This window comes from Liquorilactobacillus satsumensis, assembly GCF_964065465.1.
In the GTDB taxonomy this organism is placed as follows: Bacteria; Bacillota; Bacilli; order Lactobacillales; family Lactobacillaceae; genus Liquorilactobacillus; species Liquorilactobacillus satsumensis.
In genome coordinates this window covers 2,386,235-2,405,206 of sequence record NZ_OZ061606.1, presented here as the reverse complement: position 1 = coordinate 2,405,206, position 18,972 = coordinate 2,386,235, and the positions used below count along the sequence as shown (strand labels likewise).

Sequence of the window (18,972 nt, the reverse complement as noted above, 5' to 3'; positions counted from 1 at the left end):
ACCTCACAAACTTTGAAACAACATAACTATTAGATAAACAAATGCTATGGTTTCGATTAATTCAACTGCAATAAATTTAATTTGATAGCCTTCGTTTACTGTAGCTTCTAAAACCTCATTCTTTGTCTTACCCGCGTTTTTCATGTACTCATTTCTGCCAGTTCTTACAAAAGCCTCTGCTACTTCAATTACTATTATCCCGATGGCAACAACGATAGAAATTTTGTCGTTGACGTTAAAAGCAACAATGAGAAGCGACAGAAAATAAAATATAAAGCCTAGGCAGCTCGCTGAATTAATCTTAGTAATAAACTCTTCAATGTTGGCTGTTTCTGAATAGGCAGTGGTCAATCTATCCAGTACTTTTACTTTTTGCTTTTTAGGATTTACAAGTTTTTGTTCCCACCCTCGTAAATTACCTAGTAGAAGAATTGCAACTAATAACATTGATATTATTTTCATTCCCATTCCACCTTCAATTCAGCCTCTTTCCTTGTGGCTCATATATAGTGAGCCTTGTTTTATAATGCTTTACTTTCAATCTATGTGGCATAAGGCAGTGCCTCTATCAAACTCTCGATTAATTATTTGACTCATTTGGCTTGTAAATACTAACAATCTATGATTCCTAGCTCTTTTTCTCATCAGCTTCCCCCTTTTCAAACTCCACTAGCCGTTCAACATAAGTCTTGGCTTTCCCTAAGTCCTCAACGCCATTCTTGCCCTCGTGCCTGACTACATACTTGATCACATTTAGCACGTAAAATCCGATTACCCATTGTTTAGGCAGAAAAGTTTCAAAGAACCAGAACAAGTCATCGCCGTTTTTGCCTTTGTAATAATCTAGGCGTAATTTACTCATTCCCTCACTCTCCATCGCTTTATAATTTCTGTCTTGATAATCGAACAACGCGATACATAAATTTACTACCAGCGGGTGACTATTGTACTTTTGCTCCAAATGTCCCAGAGACCCGACTAACCATCTCCAATATTCCGAGCTAGTTAGTGGGTAGGTCCGCATGACTTCATTGGAAGCTGCCATCCACTTTTGAATATCTTGAAAAACATCATTCCAGTTCATTCAACTCACTTCCTCGATCTTGATATAAATACCAGGTAAATCCGCCCAAAACTTTTCAGCAATCAAACTGACAATGTACATATCATCTTTCCAAAATCCTAATTGAGTCATGCAATCCTGCAGCAATTTCATATTGTTATCCAGATCAGGCTTAGTCCGTTTGTACTCACCTTTCTTATGTTTACCGGTTGCAAGATAACAATATTTCACTAGTAATCTGACTTTGCCGGGAAACGGTTCCTTCGGTGCAAACCTTCCAAGGCTGTCAGTAATTAACGACCGGGCCGCTTGTAATTCTGGCGGCTCGTAAAAATGTGGCTTACCTTTGATAACAGCAACCTGTTTTTCCTGATGAGTTACGGTCGGAATTTTTTTCATTGGGATAAAAAACTCCAGTGGTTTTCTTGTCAACTTCACACCTTCTGGATGTTATTTTTTTACTTAAAACAATTCCTTACTTTTTAGTTTTTATTCTCTCATTCGCTCTGCTTCCATTCTCTTTCTCTAGCTACTCCCACATGGAAGCTAGAGAAAGAATGGTGGCGTGTTGGTGTGACAGTATTTTCTTACTTGTATTGAGTTGTCTTGAGCCGATAGACTGTAACGAACAAAATGTTATTCCTGAGCTTTCTCAAGCTGATAGTTAAAGATTGCTTTTATTAATAGTAAACATTATTTTTTATTATAGTTACACCTTCAGCCAAATCTTTATTATACTAATTCGGCTGAGGCAATAACTGCTATAAATGCTGATATAAAGGCGTTCATATTTTTTAACTTGTGTTGTCTTACGTTAATTTATAAAAAAGCGTCACATTTTTGGTACACTGAAGTATAAAAAATTAGTATCTTCCAGTATAGTTAGGAATATTTTTTTACAAAAAAAAGGCCCACACAAATAAGTGTGAGGTTATTTTATTAGGCTACTGTTACTCTATCCTATCGTTTGAACTTGCTAATGTACTGGAATGTACATGGTAAATTACTTCAAATTTATCTGTGTTAGCAAATACCGGCGTAGAAGTTTATTCGTGATATTCGCAAAACCACTTTTATGATAGGTTCTCATATTGCCGATTTGTCCATTGCTAAACGTAAAATTATATTGGGATTTAATTCAGTAAAATTAGTAAAAATTACTTTTCCTTGTTCTTAAAAAAATAAGCTATGATCCGTTAAGTACTAAAGAAAGCGATACCATCAGTGCCAATAACACTTAAATATTCTTTGTTTTGCGGAAGTTAAAACATATCTTGTGCTAAATACTTTTAATTACTTACCATTGTGCTATATTAAATTTATTAAGAAAAAGTTAAGTCCAAAACCTGATGACTCTAAAAGCTGAAATTTTTGGGGGAAGCAAAATGAAAGATATCTTTGCCAAATTGCTACAATTGGGGAAAACACATAAACTAATATCTACTTTTGTGCTAGGTTTCCTTGTTTTCGAAATTTTTCCGTATGGATTTGCGGTTACTGTCGGTTCTTTATTATTAATTTGTTATATTGTTTTTTTCATAATATGTCATACAAATAAAAAGTATAGAACGGGGTTTCTTAAGTTATTAACACCTTTTCTTTTAGTTCTACTTGGATCTTCAATAGTTGCAGGTGCTACCAAAAGCCCTGAGACACATACTAGTACTGAACCTAAAACAACACAAACAACTAAAAGTGCGGGTAGTATACATAAGAAAAATAACATTGCGAAAAAAAGAGCTACATCTTCTTCCAATAAGGACAAGGTTGAGGCTGAATCTAAAGCCAAAGCTTCTTCTGTATCAGCTGCCTCTATAGCTGAAAGTGAATCCAAAGCAAAAGACTCAAGCATAGCTGCTGCCTCATCTTCATCAACTGCCGCTGAATCTTCGAAACAAGCTGCTGAGCAGTCTTCAAAAGAAGCTGTATCTTCCAGCATTGCAGTTGAATCATCCAAGGCTGCTGAATCATCCAAAGCTGCAGAATCTTCTAGCATCGCAGCTCAGCAATCACAAGCAGCTGCTTCTTCCTCTGTTGCACAAGCTTCAAATGCTAATAATAACACTGGAAGTGTTTATACAGGAACGTCTGGCCAAATTATTGGAAATTCCCAATCTCATATTTATCATGTACCAGGTCAAGCAGGATATCATATGAATTCTGCTAACGCTGTTTATTTTAATAGCGAGGCAGATGCACAGGCTGCTGGCTATAGAAAATCTTTACGCTAACATTTCAGTACGTAATTTCTATTATTATCAATTTGTTTAACAAAAATAAATTTTGAAAGCCCAATGAGTACAGCTCATCAAAGATTGCTGGACAATCAGATGAAATATGGACTTATTCATCTGGAATTAATGGTAACCTTGGGTTAATTTTGAAATTACATTTACAAATGATGCTGTATCTGGAAAAACACGAGCAAATATAAAATAAGCATTAATTTAAAAAGATCTGACATTGGTGCAAAACATCAGTATCAGGTCTTTTTGTTAATATCTATATGAAATCTTCAATTCATAATTAAATTTGTACAGCTCAGCCCCAAAGCAGGCTACATGGTCTCCCACTACAAGTGGCTTACTTTATTGATTAACGATCAATATCAGCCTCCATTTGTCTTTAATAAGCCAACATTTCTAATTTCTTCCAAATCAATTGAATGCAGTGTTCCTTCATTACTCCTAATGATAATCTTCTCCTCATTATATCCGGTCACGATCCCCTTCAATTGACACAAAACATTATCATGCGAGATTTCCCGTAACTGTAAGACGACCGCTTTTTGGTACTGCCAACTGAGTTTTAAGCGTTTTGAAATCAAAGCTAGAGACTGCTCCTCTTGTGGAACAACTTGAACAGTTTGATCTTCTTGTTTCATTGCTGCAGTATGATCACTCAAATAAAATCCTTGCCACTTCAACATTCCCCGATCCTGATAATAGTGATCAAAAAAGAAACGTGCTTCTTGTTCCGTAATCGGCTTTTTTCTCAAAGAATAATCACGATACTCATCTTTTTTCCTCATTTAATCACCCCTCGACTTAATTATACGAACACTTGTTCGATTTGTAAATAATTAAATTGATAAGCGCGTCCAAAATTGTTTTGAAAATAAAAAAGCCTGCCTCCAGTAAGAGGCAGACCACATGGGAAATGTCGAAATCTAGTGCTAAGGACAGCTAATTACAAGGAAAGGAATCAACTGTACAATCTATGATAAACCCAATGGCATAATTTGTAAATGGTAATAAATACTTTTTACATTAAAAATATAAAAACACCTATAAAAATAAGTTAAATGATAGCACAACGTGAACTTTTATGCTAAAAAGAATATACTTTAAAATGTATTCTTGTATTTTATTTTTAACCTATCCTATTACGCATAATTATTTCAGTTTCTTTGAAGAGGTCTCACACTATGAAAAAGCTTTATACTTTTGGAATTGCATTTTTAGCGCTAATTTCAATTGCCCTGGTCATCATGGACTATGCTAATGCTATTAGCATTGATTCTTCGCCCTACTGCTACATTGATAATACTATTTTGGGGCTATTTACCATCGATTATCTTATACGCCTAATCATTGCCAAAAACAGGGTTTCTTTTTTCAAAGATAACTTTTTTGACTTATTGGCGATTATTCCAATCGGTTCTTTCTTTTCTTTTTTTAGGATTGCTCGTCTTGCACGCATAGTTCGAATAACTAGAGTTGCTAAAATTTTTAGAGTCGTCCGCCTAATCGGTTTAACTGGAAAATTACAAAAAAATGCAAAGAACTTTCTAAAAACAAACGGTTTGATATATTTAATAATTGTCTCTCTTTTCATTCTAATAATTGCAGCCGTTCTATATTCTCTTGCTGAAAGTGTTCCTCTAGGTGAGTCACTTTGGTGGGCGATTGCAACTGCAACTACTGTAGGTTATGGTGATATTTCTCCACATACTCCGGTAGGTAAATTAGCAGCGATATTACTAATGTTTGTTGGAATTGGCTTTATTAGTATGCTGACCAGCTCATTAACAACTTTTTTTACACATGAAGAAGATTCCAACTGTCAACGCCGATGTGAAAATGTAGTTTTTTGCCGATTAAAAAATGCTGTTTTTTACCGATAAAGTTTACAGTGTCTCACTGCTCCTTTCTTTATTTTGTGCGTTGAAACCTGATAAATCAGGTCCGGAATTATCCTTCTTTTCAATTAAATGATCTTTCATTCGATATGATCGACCAGTGATTCGGATAACTTTAGCGTGATGAACCAAGCGATCTAAAATGGCGTTAGCTAACATCTTATCTGAAAAGGTGTTTCCCCACTTAGAAAGCGGAATATTAGTGGTGATAATGGTTGATTTCCGTTCGTATCGTCTTTCAATTAACTGAAAAAACAGCTTAGCGCCCACTGACTCAATTGGAAGATAACCAATCTCATCAATGATTAGAATTTGAAAACGGGCATACCGGCGTAGCACTTCTTCGCTCCGGCCTTGAACTTGTGCTGTTTGAAGCTTGTTGATGAGGTCGCTACATCGAATAAACTGCGTTGAAATTCCTTGTTTACACCCTTCAATTCCAATGGCGGTGGCTAGGTGAGTTTTACCGACACCGGAGGTGCCGATAAACAAAACGTTTTGATTCTCTTGGGTGAATCTTAGTGATCCCAAGTCCTCAATTATCCCTTGGTTAATTCCCGGTTGATAACTAAAGTCAAAGTCAGCTAACGTTTTTTCATATGGAAAGCGGGCTAGTTTAATTCTCAAATTAATCTTTTTTTGTTCCCGGTATTTAAGCTCAGCCGTTGTCAATTCGAATAAGGCATCACTCAAGGACTTGGGTGCTTCATCTTGATGATCCAATAGGTAGCCTAAATGTTCGGCGAAACGATCTAACTTTAATTGTCTAAGGTTGGTGTATAAAGCTTGGTAATTGGCCATTTTCTCACTCCATTTCATCAAACATCTTCAGGTTTCGGTCGACGTAATCATCAATGACTCGGTCATCACGATTCTTATAAAGGTCTGATCGGACAATCTCTTCCATGTCATCGCGAAGGTAAGTAAATCTTTTCAGTGAAATAGGGTGAGAACGAATTAATTCTCCGTTATAATAAATGTATAGAGTATTGTCATCGTGTTTAATTTGTACGGTTTCGTCAATATATCTTATGGGGACGGAGTATTTCCGATTTTGAAAGACAATCATTGATTCCTTGCTAACTTTCCTTGCGATGGTTTGGCTGGCATAGGCATCGAGTAAGTCGTGATCAAAATCCTGGAGATACTCTTTTTCTTTATCAAGCAATAAATAAGGCGGAATTTGAGTCGCCTGAGACTTCTCATGATTCAGCTGATCACACGTCAAATGGACGATCTCGGCTAAGTCTAGCGGCTCTTCAAACTCATGGTTGTAAACTTTGATTCGCTGAGTAGTTCTGGCCAGCGCCTCAACCTTTCCTTTGGTTTGTGGCCGAAACGGTCGACAAGCAATTGGCTTGAAACCAGCGTCCTTAGCGTATTCAACGAAGGTTTCATTAAATACCGGCTTACCAAAATTACTTTTATGATGATCGACGACAACCTTTTGGTTGTCAAACCAGATTTCTTTCGGCACACCCCGGTTGCCCAAAAGGCATTAGTTAAGCAATCAAAAAAGGTAATTTGGCTGCGACTGAAGGTAAATTGCATGTATTTCATTCGCGAGTACCCTAAAACATATAAGAAGATGTTGCCTTTGACAATCTCTCCATGCCGAGAAACCAACGTTAAATCTTCTTTCCAATCAACCTGGGCTGAAATCCCTGGCGAGGTTTCAATCCGGATAGTGGCTTTTTTCGTTGCGGCTTTTCTGATGGTTCGACAATAGTCTCTGAGAATACTTTGCTTTCCTTGATAGCCACGTTCTTTGATAAAGTAATAAATTGCCGTTGCCGAACAGCCTTCTAGAACCTTTTCTTCAATCGTTTTTCGATAATCGTCAAGTTTACTCGGCCGCCGTAAGGGTTGTGGCTGCTCATCTGGGGGCGTAAGCCCTAAATTGTAGTATCTTTTTACCGTTCGTGGATCAACACCGTATCGCCGACCAATTTCAGCGAAGTTGGGCTTTATTTTGTTCATAATATATTGCTGGACACACTGCTCAACATCTAAACGCATTTCAGTTCCTCCAAATTTGAGATGCGTTTATTTTACCGTAAAAAAATGTTGGAAAACCGACATTTTCTAATCGGTATTTTCCAACATTTTACAACCGTTGCTGACATCCAACCAAAAGATACTAAAAAAACTAGATGAATTAGTAGAAGATAACAACGAATTAAAAAAAGAACTTCGGGAAATTAAACAACATAAATAGCTGTAATATTAGCGGTGTTACTTCTAATAGACAACTCAAAAACACTTAAAAAACAATACAGCAAAAACATTTTAAAAGAGCATGCCCCAGTTGAAAAACATCAACTTTGACATGCTCTTTTTTGATACTTTGAAAATAAATTATTTAACTTCGACGATCTTAACTTTCATGGTACCACCAGGAGTCTCAATCTCAACATCTTCACCTAGCTTGTGACCAACGAGCCCCTTTGCAATTGGCGATTCGTTGGAAATCTTGCCTGAAAATGGATCAGCTTCTGCCGCCCCAACGATTGTGTACGTTTCAGGCTCTTCATCTGGTAATTCTTTGAAAGTAACGGTCTTGCCGACAGCAATTTCGTCAGCGGCAATATCGCCATTATCAATTATCTCAGCATGATTAAGCATCTGTTCAAGGGTCTTAATCCTACCCTCAACAAAAGACTGCTCATCTTTGGCGGATTCATATTCTGAATTTTCAGAAAGATCGCCAAAACCCCTAGCAATTTTAATTCGCTGAATGACCTCTGCACGTTTTGCCGTTTTTAAAGTATTTAATTCTTCCTCAAGCTTTTGCTTTCCTTCAAGCGTCATCGGATAAGTTTTTTCTTCAGCCATCTTTAAGTCCCCTCTCAATTTCAAAATTTTACTTTTACTGTGTCTTGCGATTATGACGCAAAACATCTCTGATCTTAGTAGAAAGCAGGTCAATTGCGACCTGATTCTCTCCTCCTTCAGGGATAATTAAATCTGCATAACGCTTGGTTGGTTCAATAAACTGATGGTACATTGGTTTAACTGTCCGTAAATACTGTTGAATTATTGACTGCAGCGAACGACCACGTTGTTCAGTGTCACGCCTGATTCTTCTGATAATTCTGATGTCATCATCCGTATCTACAAAAACTTTAATATCCATCAGTTGCCGTAGTCGCGGATCATTTAACACCAGAATTCCCTCAATTATAATGACTTCCTTTGGCGCTTGCAAGATAAAGTTCTTCGAGCGCGTATGTGCCTTATAATCATAGACTGGGACCTTGACTGTTTTCCAAGCTAGCAGCTCTTGTAATTGGTTAATTAACAGGTCCGTATCAAATGCCGCAGGATGATCATAATTAACTTTTAATCGCTCCTCAAAGCTCATCTCAGCTTGATCATTATAGTAAGAGTCTTCTTGCAGTACTAAAAGCGAATTATTATGCAATTGTTCAAAAACAGCCCGGCTAACTGCCGTCTTCCCACTCCCTGAGCCACCTGTCACACCGATAATAACTGGTCGTTTTCTTTGTTCCTGTTCTGCCATCACACTGAGCCCCTAATATATATTCTTTAATGCTTACTTAACCGTATTAATTTGAACTATTAGCCTTTTGTAATTTTTCCGTCATCTGCTGGTGCTCCGCATATGTTTTAGAATAGTAAACCTTACCCGTCTTAAGATTTGCAATAAAATACAAGTATCCTTGTGAGCGATCTGTCGGGTTAAGAACTGCCTTTACGGAATCAATACTTGGATTATTAAATGGTCCTGGACCTACACCGCTATTTTTGTATAAATTATACGGTGAATCGACTTCCAGATCCTTATAAGTTACAGACGACTTATGCTTACCCAAAGCATACAAAACAGAAATATCCGACTGGATCTTCATATTCTTGTCTAACCGGTTTTCAAAGACACCTGCAATTAAATAGCGGTCCTTGGTAGTCACACCTTCGCGTTCAACTAAAGAAGCCAAGGTCAACACCTGCTGCACAGTCCATTTCTTTTCTTTGATGGTACTGTAATACGGCTTCAGCATCTCATCAGTTTTGGCAACCATTTTAGTGACCAGTTCCGCTAATGTAACATTCTTTCCTGCATAATAAGTCGCCGGATAAAGATACCCTTCAAGTTTATAACGCACATTTTTGGCATCTACTGCGGAAGAAAGCAGATCCGGGTATTGTGCTTTAAGTTTGTTTAAAAATGCTTGGTCATTCAGTAATTTCAAAAAGGCGCTCTTTTTAAAGCGTGTATTTGCTTGAATAACCGTGCCAATCTCATCGGCTGTCACACCTTCACGCACTAACGTTTTACCTGATTCTAAAGACTGGCTGGCGCCGCCTTTTTGCAGCTTTTTAGCAATCTGTTTAAGCGTCATTGAGGGTTTCAATTCATAATAACCAGCCTTAAAACGGGTGTATTTATTTGCTTTAACATAGTAATCAAAAACAAAACCACTTTTAATAACTTTCTTCTCTTCCAAGATACTGCCAATTTGCTTGGTCGTACTGCCGATTGGAACCTTAACCTCAATTACCTTGTTACTGTTAGGATCCAGCGGCTGTTGGGCACGATTAAAGTAACGAAAACCAATGAATGCCAACGCTACGACCAAAAGAGCGATAACAATCAATACTCCACGCACAATCCGATTTGCAAGGATTTTTTTAGGAGGCTGCCCATTGAGGTTATCAAACTCTTTATCATCTTTCTTGTTATTCAAAATATCCCTCCATTCTCGCGAAAGCTATCTTTTTTATTATACATAAGAATAGTACAAATTGCACCCATAACCATGCTACTAAGGGACTGGATCAAAAGTAAAATTTTGATCAGGTCCCTTAGTTATTGCATATAGACGTTGTCCTAAGTTACTTAACATCTGGCACAATGCACTAATCGTCGCATTTTTCGCCTAACCACGCACCCTCGACAACATAGTCAGGTTAACAATTTGCACTCAAACTTGTTAGCTTCGCCTTATTTAGTCCATTCTTAAATTTTTTGTTAAATTGATTTTCTTGTTTTTGGGCAAGCCGCATTAACCCAGATGCCTTACAAGAATTGTTTAGAAATTAACGGATCTCTGCGTTAAATTCACTTTTGACTTTTGTCATCACTTTTTCAAAATCAGCCGTCACGACCTCATCCGAAAGAGTTGTATTTTCATCCTGATATGTCAATTTATATGCAAGTGACTTTTTGCCTGGTGCAATGTGCGCACCTTCGTAAACATCAAAAAGTTCAACATTAACAAGATATTTACCACTCTTTGCATTAATGAAGTCCACAATTGCAGCATTTTCAACTTCCTGATCAACTGCAAGTGCCACATCCCGTGTAATTTCAGGATATCTTGATACTGGAGTATAGACAGCCTGTTTCTTCGGTAACTCAATTATTTGCTGCAGATCAAGTTCAAAAACATAGGTGGCTTTAAGTGCATATTCTTTGCAAATATTAGGATGAACTTCACCTAAAAAGCCCAAGAATTTATCTGCTGCATAAATATCTGCGGTTCTTCCAGGATGCATTTCTTCATGTCCAGTAGCTGTCTTAAACTGGACATCTTTCACTCCAAGCGAATTCAATAAATGTTCAACAATCCCTTTAAGTAAGTAGAAATCAACTGGCTGCTTTGCACCGTACCAGGTATCATTTCTAAACAAGCCGGTCATTGCACCCGCAAGATGTTCGACCTCGCGTGGACGCACATTACCTGCACTGCGATAAAAGACGCGTCCTTGTTCATACAACGCAACATTATTGACCTTTCGCGCAGTATTGTACGCAATATCATCGAGTAACCCACTGATTAGATTCATCCGTACGGTGGTTCGATCAGAACTCATTGGAAATGCAAGTTTGGTTTCTTCTGAAGCTTCCATCATAAACTGGGCAGCTTTTTCATGAGTTGTTAATCCATAAGAGATTGCTTGAGTCAAACCTGCTTCTTCAAGCAGACGCCGCGCTGCACGCAGCACACTCTGCTTGTACGTATAATGTCCAGGCGTTAATTCGCCCTTTGGCAGCGTCGCCGGCAAATTATCATAACCGTAAATACGTGCAACTTCTTCAATTAGATCCGCCGGAATACTGATGTCCCACCGATGCGGCGGAATCTGAACTTCAAATTGACCAGCAGCACTTACGCTCACCGTAAAATCAAGACGCGTAAAAATATCCTTGACAGTCTCCATGCTTAACTTTGTTCCTAAAACATCGTTAATCTTTTTAAGACTGATTGCAACTGAAACTGAATTAACTTCTTCTTTAGTCGCAACTGCACGCCCACCAACTACTGTACCGTCTCCAAGCTGTGCAATCAATTGAGCGGCAGCATCCAATGCTTCGGCAACCGTAGCACGGTTAATTCCACGCTCAAAGCGCATTGAAGCTTCACTATGCAGATTGTGACGGCGTGCTGTCTTACGAATCGCAGAAGAATCAAAGACGGCGCTCTCAAGTACTACTGTAGTAGTATTCGGACCAACCGCTGTGCGCAGACCACCCATTGTCCCAGCTAATGCAACCGGACCAGCTTCGTCTGCAATCACAATGTCAGTAGTCCGTAATTCACGTTCCTGTTCATCCAGAGTAATCAATTTTTCCCCTGGCTTTGCCAAGCGAACTTGAATGTTCTTTCCGACAAGCTTATCTTGATCAAAAGCATGCAACGGCTGCCCATAATCTAATAAAATATAATTTGTAACATCTACCAAGTTATTTGTGGGTCTGATACCCGCATTCCACAAACGGGTCTGGAGCCATTGCGGACTGGGCTTGACTGTGACGTCTTTAATAACTCGCATCAAATATGTCGAGGCTAGTTCTGGTGCAGCAGTTGGCTTGATATATGCGCTAACCTCAGCTGGGTTTTCAGTCATTGGAGCAGGATGATGCAACGTTAACTTCTTATTATAAATCGCCGCTAATTCGTACGCCGTTCCACGCATGCTTAACATATCAGCACGATTAGGGGTAACGTCCAAATCAATTACATCTTCATTCATTCCAAGATAATCAAAAACTGGTTCTCCCACATGGGCATCATCCGGAAGAAAATAAATTCCTTCAGCAAATTCTTTTGGAACTACCCCTTCTGCAAATCCAATTTCCTGTAAAGAACAGATCATCCCTTCAGACAATTCACCGCGTAGTTTTCCACGCTTAATTTTGACATTGCCTGCAATTCGTGAATTTGGCAAAGCCACAATTACTTTTTTGCCAGCAGTAATATTCGGTGCCCCGCAAACAATCTGTAGCGGCTCTGCTTCCCCAACATCTACTTGGCACAGGTGTAGATGATCAGATTCTGGATGTTGCGTTACTTCCTTAGTAAAACCAACAACAATCTTTTTTAAGCCGGTTGACAGCCGCGTAACTTCGTCAACTTCAACCGCTGTCCGTTCAATTTTCTCCGCTAATTCCTGTGGAGCAATCTCTAATGTTATATAATCACTGAGCCACTTCGTCGAAACTTTCATCTATTACCTATCCCTTCTGTGAAAATTGTTGCAAAAAGCGTACATCATTCAAATAGAACTCGCGAATATCGTCTACACCGTATTTGAGCATTGCAAACCGATCCGGTCCAAGTCCAAAAGCAAAACCGCCGTACACATCAGCATCAATCCCCCCCATTTTCAAGACATTGGGATGTACCATCCCAGCACCCAAGACTTCAATCCAGCCAGTCTGCTTGCAAACTGCACAACCCTGACCATCACATTTAAAACAAGAAACATCGACTTCCACAGAAGGTTCTGTAAATGGAAAATAGCTAGGACGCAGACGAATCTCACGCTTTTCACCGAAAATTGTTCTTGCTAAAGTCTGCAAAGTACCCTTTAAATCAGCCATGGTCACATGTTTATCAATTACCAGACCTTCAACTTGATGAAATTGATGTGAATGAGTCGCATCGTCTGTATCACGCCGGTAAACTTTTCCTGGTGAAATCATCTTCAGTGGTCCCTTGGTAAAGTCATGTTTTTCCATTGTTCTTGCTTGGACCGGTGACGTTTGTGTTCGCATCAGAATTTGATCTGTAATATAAAACGTATCTTGCATATCGCGTGCGGGATGATCCTTGGGCAAGTTCATCATTTCAAAGTTATAATGATCTTCTTCAATCTCAGGTCCATCAACGATTTGGTAACCCATTCCAAGAAAAAGTTTTTCGATCTGTGCAATCACCTGTTCGATGATATGCGGTTGCCCAACTTTGACTGCTACTCCCGGCAGCGTCACATCGATTTTTTCTTTCTCAAGTTTCTTCGCCGTCTTAATAATTTCGAGCTTTTCCTTACGCGCTGCAAGTGCACGTGTCAATTCATCACGAACCGTATTAGCAAAACTCCCGATTCGTGGTCGCTGGTCTGCAGGAACATCACGCATTCCGCGTAATACTTCAGTAATTGGTCCTTTTTTGCCAAGAAGTTTAACCCGAATATCATTAATTTTTTTCAAATCATCAACATTCGTAATTTCTGCTAAGGCATCTTTCTTCAGTTCACTTAGTCTTTCCTTTAAATCCACCTAACACAACTCCTTCATGTAGTATTAATTTCAATAATTTTAATTTTGGCCGCAAAAAAAGCCTCCCCCCAAAAAGGGACGAGGCCACGCGGTACCACCCTTGTTCCGAAAAGCTATCTCTAGAGCCTTTCGACACTCAGCATGTTAACGAACATTGTCCGACATACCATTCATCCTTAAGAATCCCGGCAGCAACTCAGAAAGTGAAATTCAGCGTCTTTGCGGCAGAGTACTTGCAGAAAGTGTACCCCTCTCTTTGCCTTAAAAACTCCTACTAGCTTTCGTCATAGTTTTTATCTTTAACAAGTCTATACCCCGGATTCCAAGTCGTCAAGTCTTACTGACAATCTTCCAACGTATACCATTTTTCAGACCACTCATGAATATCTTTCATTACTCGTGAAAGATCCCTGCCACGCTTAGTGAGACGATAAACAGGCCGCGCACTTTCCTCTTGGAGCACACGCTCAATCAGATCTTCTTCTTCAAGTTCCTTCAAGCGCTCAACTAGAACACGATCGCTGCACTTATCAACCATATTGGCGAGGTCCCTAAAACGTTGCGAGCCTTCAGTTAAAAGTGCATCAATAATTAATCCATTCCACTTTCTTCCAAGAATTCCAAAAGTTTTTTCAAAGCGCGGGCACTGCTCATAGGGAATTATTGTTTTTACCATTCTCTCACCTCCCATTGAAGTCTTTATATCTTTAAACTTACACAAAAAAGACTTCGCAGTCAAACAAAAGGCGAAGTCTTATTTTGCAAAACCTAAATGTTCTTTTAACAAATGTTCATAACGTGACATTAAGGGAACACTAACTTCTGAGGTAGCCTCATACTTATCTACCATAGTTACAATATACCCTTCAAGGTAACGTGGCGGTGCAATTGTTGCTCCCCACATATGTTTAATGATAATATCACGTTCCATTTTCGTTAAATGTGTAATTTTTTCAGCATTTCTAACAGCAATGCGTGGATGAATCCATGCATGAGTGCCATTGCTGAACTTTGTTGTGCGCCAATCATAATAAAACAAATCATGCAATAAACCAGCGCGTGCCGTTGCTTTTGCATTCAAGTGCATTTTTTTGGCAATACAATAACTTGCATATGAGACAGAAATAGAGTGTTCCAGCCGATTAGAAAAATAATGCTGTTTGAAATTAGCCAACCGCTGAACTTCAGGAGTTGCTAAAAGATCGCCAACGTACTGTAAATATTCTTGATCATCATGCCATTCGCTTTTTTTCATGCAATACCCCTCTTAAATTATGTCTACCTACATCATAACTGAATCGCCGCAATTTGCAATCAAATTAATCCTCTTTTTGTTTTTCATTAAATAAACTTAAACATCAGGCTGTTTTAATTGAAACATCAAGACTCCCGCAGCGACTGCCACATTAAGCGATTCAGCCTGACCTTGAAGTGGGATATAAAGATTAGCCGTAGTTTTCTTGAGCAGTGTTTGTGCCATTCCGTTGCCTTCATTGCCCATAATCAATCCGAAGCTTTTGAATTGACCAACTTGTCGATAATTGCGTGCAGCTTCATTCAGTTCTGTTCCGAAAACCGGAATTGCTTGTTGGCGCATTTCAGCAATATAATCAGCCAAGTTACCTTCCAACAGCTTGATATGAAACTGGCTTCCCTGCATCGCCCTGACAACTTTAGGTTGGTAAAGATCGGCTGTCTTTTCACCAAAGATAACTCCGCGAAATCCGGCAGCATCCGCTGTTCTAACCATTGTTCCGATATTGCCTGGATCTTGCACCGCATCCAGCAATAACCATGCTCCTTCTTTTTCTTCAGCAAAGGAAACTTTTGCTTGACTAATTGGTAGAATCGCAAAGATTCCCTGTGGACTCTGCGTTTCACTGAGACTCTTGGCGACCTCCTCCGAAATTAGGATTGGCTCTAGTTGATCCTGATTTAAGGCTGCAAAGCGTTCTGCATACTTAGATTCGGGTACAAGCAGCACTTGCTTAATCTCTTGCTGTGCCAACAATGCCTCTTTTACAAGATGCCAGCCATCCAGCAAATAGCTATTTTGTAGCGTTCTTCCCTTCTTTGTTGCCAGTTTGCGCCATAGTTTAACCTGCTTATTTTGCGTAGATCGTATAATTTCCATATTTTACCTCTTTAACTCTTTAGACTCGCTGTAAGTATATCATATTCTTGGTTTTTAAATTTAATCTGGTAAAATTACTAAGTAAAGGATGTCCTCAAAATGCAGGCAGTTTCCCTCAAAGTATTTGGCCGTGTCCAAGCTGTTGGCTTCCGTTACTCCACTAAGATTATTGCTGATCAACTTGGGATTTTAGGATTTGTTCGCAATGAAGCTGATGGTTCTGTATCTATTTTTGCTCAGGGACCAGAACCAGAACTTAAAGATTTTATTGCACGGATAAAAAAAGCACCCAGCCCAGCAGCACACGTCACACAGGTCGAAATAACAAAACAAACCGTCCGCGACTATAGCGGATTTGCAGTTACTTATTGAGTTAGACTTGCTGGTTACCAGCAGCCTAGCTTTTTGTTTGTTCTGCTCAATTGAAAATGACTGCTAGATAAAGTATAGTAGTAGGCGTAGTTTATTTGAAAGGAACTGAGCAATGAAAAAAACAAAGCGCCTTACCATTTTACCGCTCTTTTTCACACTCGCACTGCTTTTAAGCGGTTGTGTGCAGCGAACTAAAAGCGGTAAACCTTATGGGCTGATTTATGAGAATTTAGCAGTCCCAACGCAACATGTGATCGAATGGTTATCTAATTTATTTGGTGGAAGTTACGGCTGGGCCATTATTACAATTACGTTTATCGTCCGGATGGCTTTGATGCCTCTAATGTTGAAACAGTCACGCAATGCTACTGTGCAACAGGAAAAGATGGCTTCCGTTAAACCGCAGCTTGCAGACATCCAAGAACGGCAAAAAAATGCACAGACTCAAGCAGAAAAAGCAGCTATCAGTCAAGAGATGATGCAAGTTTACCGTGAAAATGGAATTTCGATGACTGGTGGAATTGGATGCTTACCTTTGCTAATTCAAATGCCGATTTTTGCAGCCCTGTACGCCGCAATCCAATACTCTCCTGAACTTTCACGGACAGCATTTTTAGGCATTAACTTAGGTAAAACAAGTATTGTCTTCACTGCTTTAACGTTCATCATTTACGCGCTTCAAGGATACCTTGCAACACTGGGAATCCCGCCAGAACAAAAAAAGCAGATGCAGTCAATGATGCTCATCAGTCCGATCATGCTGACTGGGATGACGTTCATTTCCCCAGCAGGATTAGGACTCTACTTCTTCGTTGGTGGAATTTTTGCCTGTCTTCAGACCGTTTTAGTCAATCTAATGCGTCCTAAGATTCGTGAAGAAATTCGGCAAGAGTTGGAAAAAAATCCTCCTAAAATCAAAGAAACCATTGCTAAGGTTGAAAAAAAGATTGATGCTGTAACAAATAGCAGCAAAAAAACAAACCAACAGTCCAACAATGGTAATCAAAACCAAAACCGACAACGAAACGCTGGCAAACAGCAAAGAAGACCTAAGTAAAAAATAACGACGATCACAATTTTTTAAACCGGTTGCCGCACAAAATCATAATAAAAATCAGTTCAACCCGATGATTAATTCAGCCGGTTGAACTGATTTTTTAGTTACGCTAAAAATAACAAAAGATATCAAACTGCTGGCATGCATCTGAAATCTAAAAATGACCGCTTGAACCTAGTCAAGTCAGTTGTGCCGGACACACAATAATTTTCCAACATAACGCGTTAAAGTCCGTACTTTTTAACTTTCGGGGCTTTGTAATAGTCTCTTTTGGCCTTCAGCACACAATTCCAAAAGAGGACAAGTCGTGCATTTGGGACTACGTGCCGTACACTGGTATCTTCCCCAAAAAATCATCCGCTGATGTGCTGCAATCCAAAGTTGCGACGGCAGCTTAGCCATCAAAACTTTCTCAACTGTCAAAACATCGGCTTTTTGCGGAACGATACTAAGACGCTTAGCAATCCGATTAACATGCGTATCAACTGCAAAAGCTGGAATATGGAACCACTCTGCTAGGACAACATCTGCCGTTTTGCGCCCTACGCCGGGTAACGTCATTAGTTCTGAACGCGAATGTGGCACAACACCGTCAAAACGTGTAACGAGTCCTTGGGCACAAGTAATCATGTACTTTGTCTTATTACGATATAATCCAATTGTTTTGATTAAGTTCATCACGTCCGTAGGCAAAGCATTGGCAAGCGTTTCAGGTGTTGGGTAGCGTGCAAAAAATGCCGGTGTCAATTTATTGACAGCAATATCAGTCGTCTGTGCACTCAAAATAACTGCCAGCAAAAAATGAAAGCTCGTGTCTGCCTGTAGCGAAGTTCGTGCATTTGGGAAAACCTGCCCCATAATTTCAATTGCTTTTCGTGTTTTTTCTTTTGAAAGCATCACTTATTCACCCTGCTTGTCATCGCTTTGATCGGACCAGCGATAAAGCGGAATCAGTGGTTTATCGTTGGGCGTAGTTGTTTGTTCTTCAGACGTCGAATTTTTGCCATTGGTTCTCATTTTTTGTTTGGCTCTTTCAACGTCCTGGGCAGTCTTAATATTTTGTCTTTCCCAACTAAGCAATATTCTATCAATGTATTTCAAACTATATGCTTGATTGAGCACTGCCTCGCGTAGAGCTAATAAAATCACTTCAGGGCGATAATGATCTTGATGAAGCCATGAATCAACCGTCTCAATCTCAATTGGCGACAGCGGCCGCCCAAATTCAACTTCAATACTACTATAAACTTTAGCCTGTGCCACTGCTTGGTCCGCTTGTTCCAATTTTTGTTCTTCTTTTTGTTCCAAGTTGCCAATCTTTTCATACAACAGCTCAAACCGATAGACATCTTGAGTCTTGCCGTCTGCCGCTGGAATACTAACAATCTGCATAACTTTTTTTGCAATTAAACTATGCAGCAACTGATAAATCGCCTGAGGTTTCTTACCCATCGCACGTGCTATTTTCTCACCAGCTGGGAAAGCATTCCCTCTTTGTTGTTCACTCAATAGTTCTAATAACAAGACCAGCTCTTCTTCATTCAATCCCAATGCAGAGTAATTGTGCAAAATGAGATTAGAAACTGTTGTCTGACCGGCTACTAAATATTTTTTAAGTGTCTTATCCATCGCATCACCCCCACTCTATTTAGAAAAATAAAAAGTAGCCAAGATATTA

Annotated in this window: 19 protein-coding genes and 1 pseudogene; 4 read left to right on the top strand and 16 right to left on the bottom strand. The window is 39.2% G+C overall.

Features of this window, described 5'->3' with window-relative positions; all coding sequences use genetic code 11:
• Positions 1-3 precede the first annotated feature (3 nt).
• The 3 genes from AB3Y88_RS11255 to AB3Y88_RS11245 all read right to left on the bottom strand — a co-directional run bounded on the left by AB3Y88_RS11255 (position 4) and on the right by AB3Y88_RS11245 (position 1,462).
• Entirely contained in the window at positions 4-462 is a 459-nt protein-coding gene (locus AB3Y88_RS11255) for a hypothetical protein (protein ID WP_056960964.1), read from the bottom strand.
• A 166-nt stretch (positions 463-628) separates the two neighbouring features.
• On the bottom strand, positions 629-1,084 hold the full coding sequence (locus AB3Y88_RS11250; protein ID WP_156653514.1) for a DUF3310 domain-containing protein: 456 nt from the start codon (positions 1,082-1,084) through the stop codon (positions 629-631).
• Positions 1,085-1,462, bottom strand: a complete 378-nt coding sequence (locus AB3Y88_RS11245; protein ID WP_054756226.1) for a RusA family crossover junction endodeoxyribonuclease — start codon at positions 1,460-1,462, stop codon at positions 1,085-1,087.
• 986 nt (positions 1,463-2,448) lie between these two features.
• On the opposite strand from AB3Y88_RS11245, the gene AB3Y88_RS11240 reads away from it, so the two are divergent.
• On the top strand, positions 2,449-3,294 hold the full coding sequence (locus tag AB3Y88_RS11240; RefSeq protein ID WP_228887857.1) for a DNA-entry nuclease: 846 nt from the start codon (positions 2,449-2,451) through the stop codon (positions 3,292-3,294).
• Positions 3,295-3,671: 377 nt separating this feature from the next.
• On the opposite strand, the gene AB3Y88_RS11235 is transcribed toward AB3Y88_RS11240, so the two are convergent.
• Positions 3,672-4,094 (bottom strand): hypothetical protein, encoded by a 423-nt coding sequence (locus tag AB3Y88_RS11235; protein WP_228887856.1) that lies wholly within the window; start codon positions 4,092-4,094, stop codon positions 3,672-3,674.
• A 396-nt stretch (positions 4,095-4,490) separates the two neighbouring features.
• On the opposite strand from AB3Y88_RS11235, the gene AB3Y88_RS11230 reads away from it, so the two are divergent.
• Positions 4,491-5,189: a potassium channel family protein gene (locus AB3Y88_RS11230; protein WP_228887855.1), complete on the top strand. Its 699-nt coding sequence runs from the start codon at positions 4,491-4,493 to the stop codon at positions 5,187-5,189.
• Positions 5,190-5,192: 3 nt separating this feature from the next.
• Here AB3Y88_RS11230 and istB read toward each other — a convergent pair whose 3' ends face one another.
• From istB to AB3Y88_RS11180, 10 genes and pseudogenes are all read right to left on the bottom strand, one after another.
• Complete coding sequence (istB, locus tag AB3Y88_RS11225) at positions 5,193-6,023, bottom strand: IS21-like element helper ATPase IstB (RefSeq protein ID WP_313819558.1); 831 nt, start codon at positions 6,021-6,023, stop codon at positions 5,193-5,195.
• Positions 6,010-7,223, bottom strand: a pseudogene (gene istA, locus AB3Y88_RS11220) (IS21 family transposase). The gene istB and the pseudogene istA overlap by 14 nt, the downstream one beginning before the upstream one ends.
• Positions 7,224-7,562: 339 nt before the next feature.
• Positions 7,563-8,039: a transcription elongation factor GreA gene (greA, locus tag AB3Y88_RS11215; protein WP_056960960.1), complete on the bottom strand. Its 477-nt coding sequence runs from the start codon at positions 8,037-8,039 to the stop codon at positions 7,563-7,565.
• Positions 8,040-8,073: 34 nt separating this feature from the next.
• On the bottom strand, positions 8,074-8,727 hold the full coding sequence (gene udk, locus AB3Y88_RS11210) for a uridine kinase (RefSeq protein WP_054756154.1): 654 nt from the start codon (positions 8,725-8,727) through the stop codon (positions 8,074-8,076).
• A 46-nt stretch (positions 8,728-8,773) separates the two neighbouring features.
• The gene (gene mltG, locus AB3Y88_RS11205; protein WP_228889691.1) at positions 8,774-9,853 is read right to left on the bottom strand and encodes an endolytic transglycosylase MltG; all 1,080 of its coding nucleotides are present in this window, start codon (positions 9,851-9,853) and stop codon (positions 8,774-8,776) included.
• 412 nt (positions 9,854-10,265) lie between these two features.
• Complete coding sequence (pheT, locus tag AB3Y88_RS11200; protein ID WP_228889632.1) at positions 10,266-12,677, bottom strand: phenylalanine--tRNA ligase subunit beta; 2,412 nt, start codon at positions 12,675-12,677, stop codon at positions 10,266-10,268.
• A gap of 7 nt (positions 12,678-12,684) precedes the next feature.
• Positions 12,685-13,731: a phenylalanine--tRNA ligase subunit alpha gene (gene pheS / locus AB3Y88_RS11195; protein ID WP_228889634.1), complete on the bottom strand. Its 1,047-nt coding sequence runs from the start codon at positions 13,729-13,731 to the stop codon at positions 12,685-12,687.
• Between the two features lie 337 nt (positions 13,732-14,068).
• Positions 14,069-14,407, bottom strand: coding sequence for a helix-turn-helix domain-containing protein (locus tag AB3Y88_RS11190; protein WP_228889636.1), 339 nt, complete (start codon positions 14,405-14,407; stop codon positions 14,069-14,071).
• Positions 14,408-14,485: 78 nt separating this feature from the next.
• Entirely contained in the window at positions 14,486-14,986 is a 501-nt protein-coding gene (locus AB3Y88_RS11185) for an HD domain-containing protein (protein ID WP_056960957.1), read from the bottom strand.
• A 96-nt stretch (positions 14,987-15,082) separates the two neighbouring features.
• Entirely contained in the window at positions 15,083-15,865 is a 783-nt protein-coding gene (locus AB3Y88_RS11180) for an RNA methyltransferase (protein ID WP_228889640.1), read from the bottom strand.
• A 99-nt stretch (positions 15,866-15,964) separates the two neighbouring features.
• Between AB3Y88_RS11180 and AB3Y88_RS11175 the strand changes: the two genes are divergently transcribed.
• Entirely contained in the window at positions 15,965-16,237 is a 273-nt protein-coding gene (locus tag AB3Y88_RS11175; RefSeq protein ID WP_054756145.1) for an acylphosphatase, read from the top strand.
• 112 nt (positions 16,238-16,349) lie between these two features.
• Entirely contained in the window at positions 16,350-17,294 is a 945-nt protein-coding gene (gene yidC, locus AB3Y88_RS11170; protein WP_054756143.1) for a membrane protein insertase YidC, read from the top strand.
• A gap of 240 nt (positions 17,295-17,534) precedes the next feature.
• Here the strand turns inward: yidC and nth are convergent, their stop codons facing one another.
• Together nth and AB3Y88_RS11160 are read right to left on the bottom strand one after the other, a co-directional pair.
• A complete protein-coding gene (gene nth, locus AB3Y88_RS11165) occupies positions 17,535-18,191 on the bottom strand; it encodes an endonuclease III (RefSeq protein WP_056960994.1) in 657 nt (218 codons plus the stop codon).
• A gap of 3 nt (positions 18,192-18,194) precedes the next feature.
• Positions 18,195-18,923, bottom strand: a complete 729-nt coding sequence (locus AB3Y88_RS11160; RefSeq protein ID WP_054756141.1) for a DnaD domain-containing protein — start codon at positions 18,921-18,923, stop codon at positions 18,195-18,197.
• Positions 18,924-18,972: the final 49 nt, after the last annotated feature.

Coding starts and splice junctions, on each gene's coding strand:
- AB3Y88_RS11255 (WP_056960964.1), bottom strand. CDS start 462: ATGAAAATAATATCAATGTTATTAGTTGCAATTCTTCTACTAGGTAAT.
- AB3Y88_RS11250 (WP_156653514.1), bottom strand. CDS start 1,084: ATGAACTGGAATGATGTTTTTCAAGATATTCAAAAGTGGATGGCAGCT.
- AB3Y88_RS11245 (WP_054756226.1), bottom strand. CDS start 1,462: ATGAAAAAAATTCCGACCGTAACTCATCAGGAAAAACAGGTTGCTGTT.
- AB3Y88_RS11240 (WP_228887857.1), top strand. CDS start 2,449: ATGAAAGATATCTTTGCCAAATTGCTACAATTGGGGAAAACACATAAA.
- AB3Y88_RS11235 (WP_228887856.1), bottom strand. CDS start 4,094: ATGAGGAAAAAAGATGAGTATCGTGATTATTCTTTGAGAAAAAAGCCG.
- AB3Y88_RS11230 (WP_228887855.1), top strand. CDS start 4,491: ATGAAAAAGCTTTATACTTTTGGAATTGCATTTTTAGCGCTAATTTCA.
- istB (WP_313819558.1), bottom strand. CDS start 6,023: ATGAAATGGAGTGAGAAAATGGCCAATTACCAAGCTTTATACACCAAC.
- greA (WP_056960960.1), bottom strand. CDS start 8,039: ATGGCTGAAGAAAAAACTTATCCGATGACGCTTGAAGGAAAGCAAAAG.
- udk (WP_054756154.1), bottom strand. CDS start 8,727: ATGGCAGAACAGGAACAAAGAAAACGACCAGTTATTATCGGTGTGACA.
- pheT (WP_228889632.1), bottom strand. CDS start 12,677: ATGAAAGTTTCGACGAAGTGGCTCAGTGATTATATAACATTAGAGATT.
- AB3Y88_RS11190 (WP_228889636.1), bottom strand. CDS start 14,407: ATGGTAAAAACAATAATTCCCTATGAGCAGTGCCCGCGCTTTGAAAAA.
- AB3Y88_RS11185 (WP_056960957.1), bottom strand. CDS start 14,986: ATGAAAAAAAGCGAATGGCATGATGATCAAGAATATTTACAGTACGTT.
- AB3Y88_RS11180 (WP_228889640.1), bottom strand. CDS start 15,865: ATGGAAATTATACGATCTACGCAAAATAAGCAGGTTAAACTATGGCGC.
- AB3Y88_RS11175 (WP_054756145.1), top strand. CDS start 15,965: ATGCAGGCAGTTTCCCTCAAAGTATTTGGCCGTGTCCAAGCTGTTGGC.
- yidC (WP_054756143.1), top strand. CDS start 16,350: ATGAAAAAAACAAAGCGCCTTACCATTTTACCGCTCTTTTTCACACTC.
- nth (WP_056960994.1), bottom strand. CDS start 18,191: ATGCTTTCAAAAGAAAAAACACGAAAAGCAATTGAAATTATGGGGCAG.
- AB3Y88_RS11160 (WP_054756141.1), bottom strand. CDS start 18,923: ATGGATAAGACACTTAAAAAATATTTAGTAGCCGGTCAGACAACAGTT.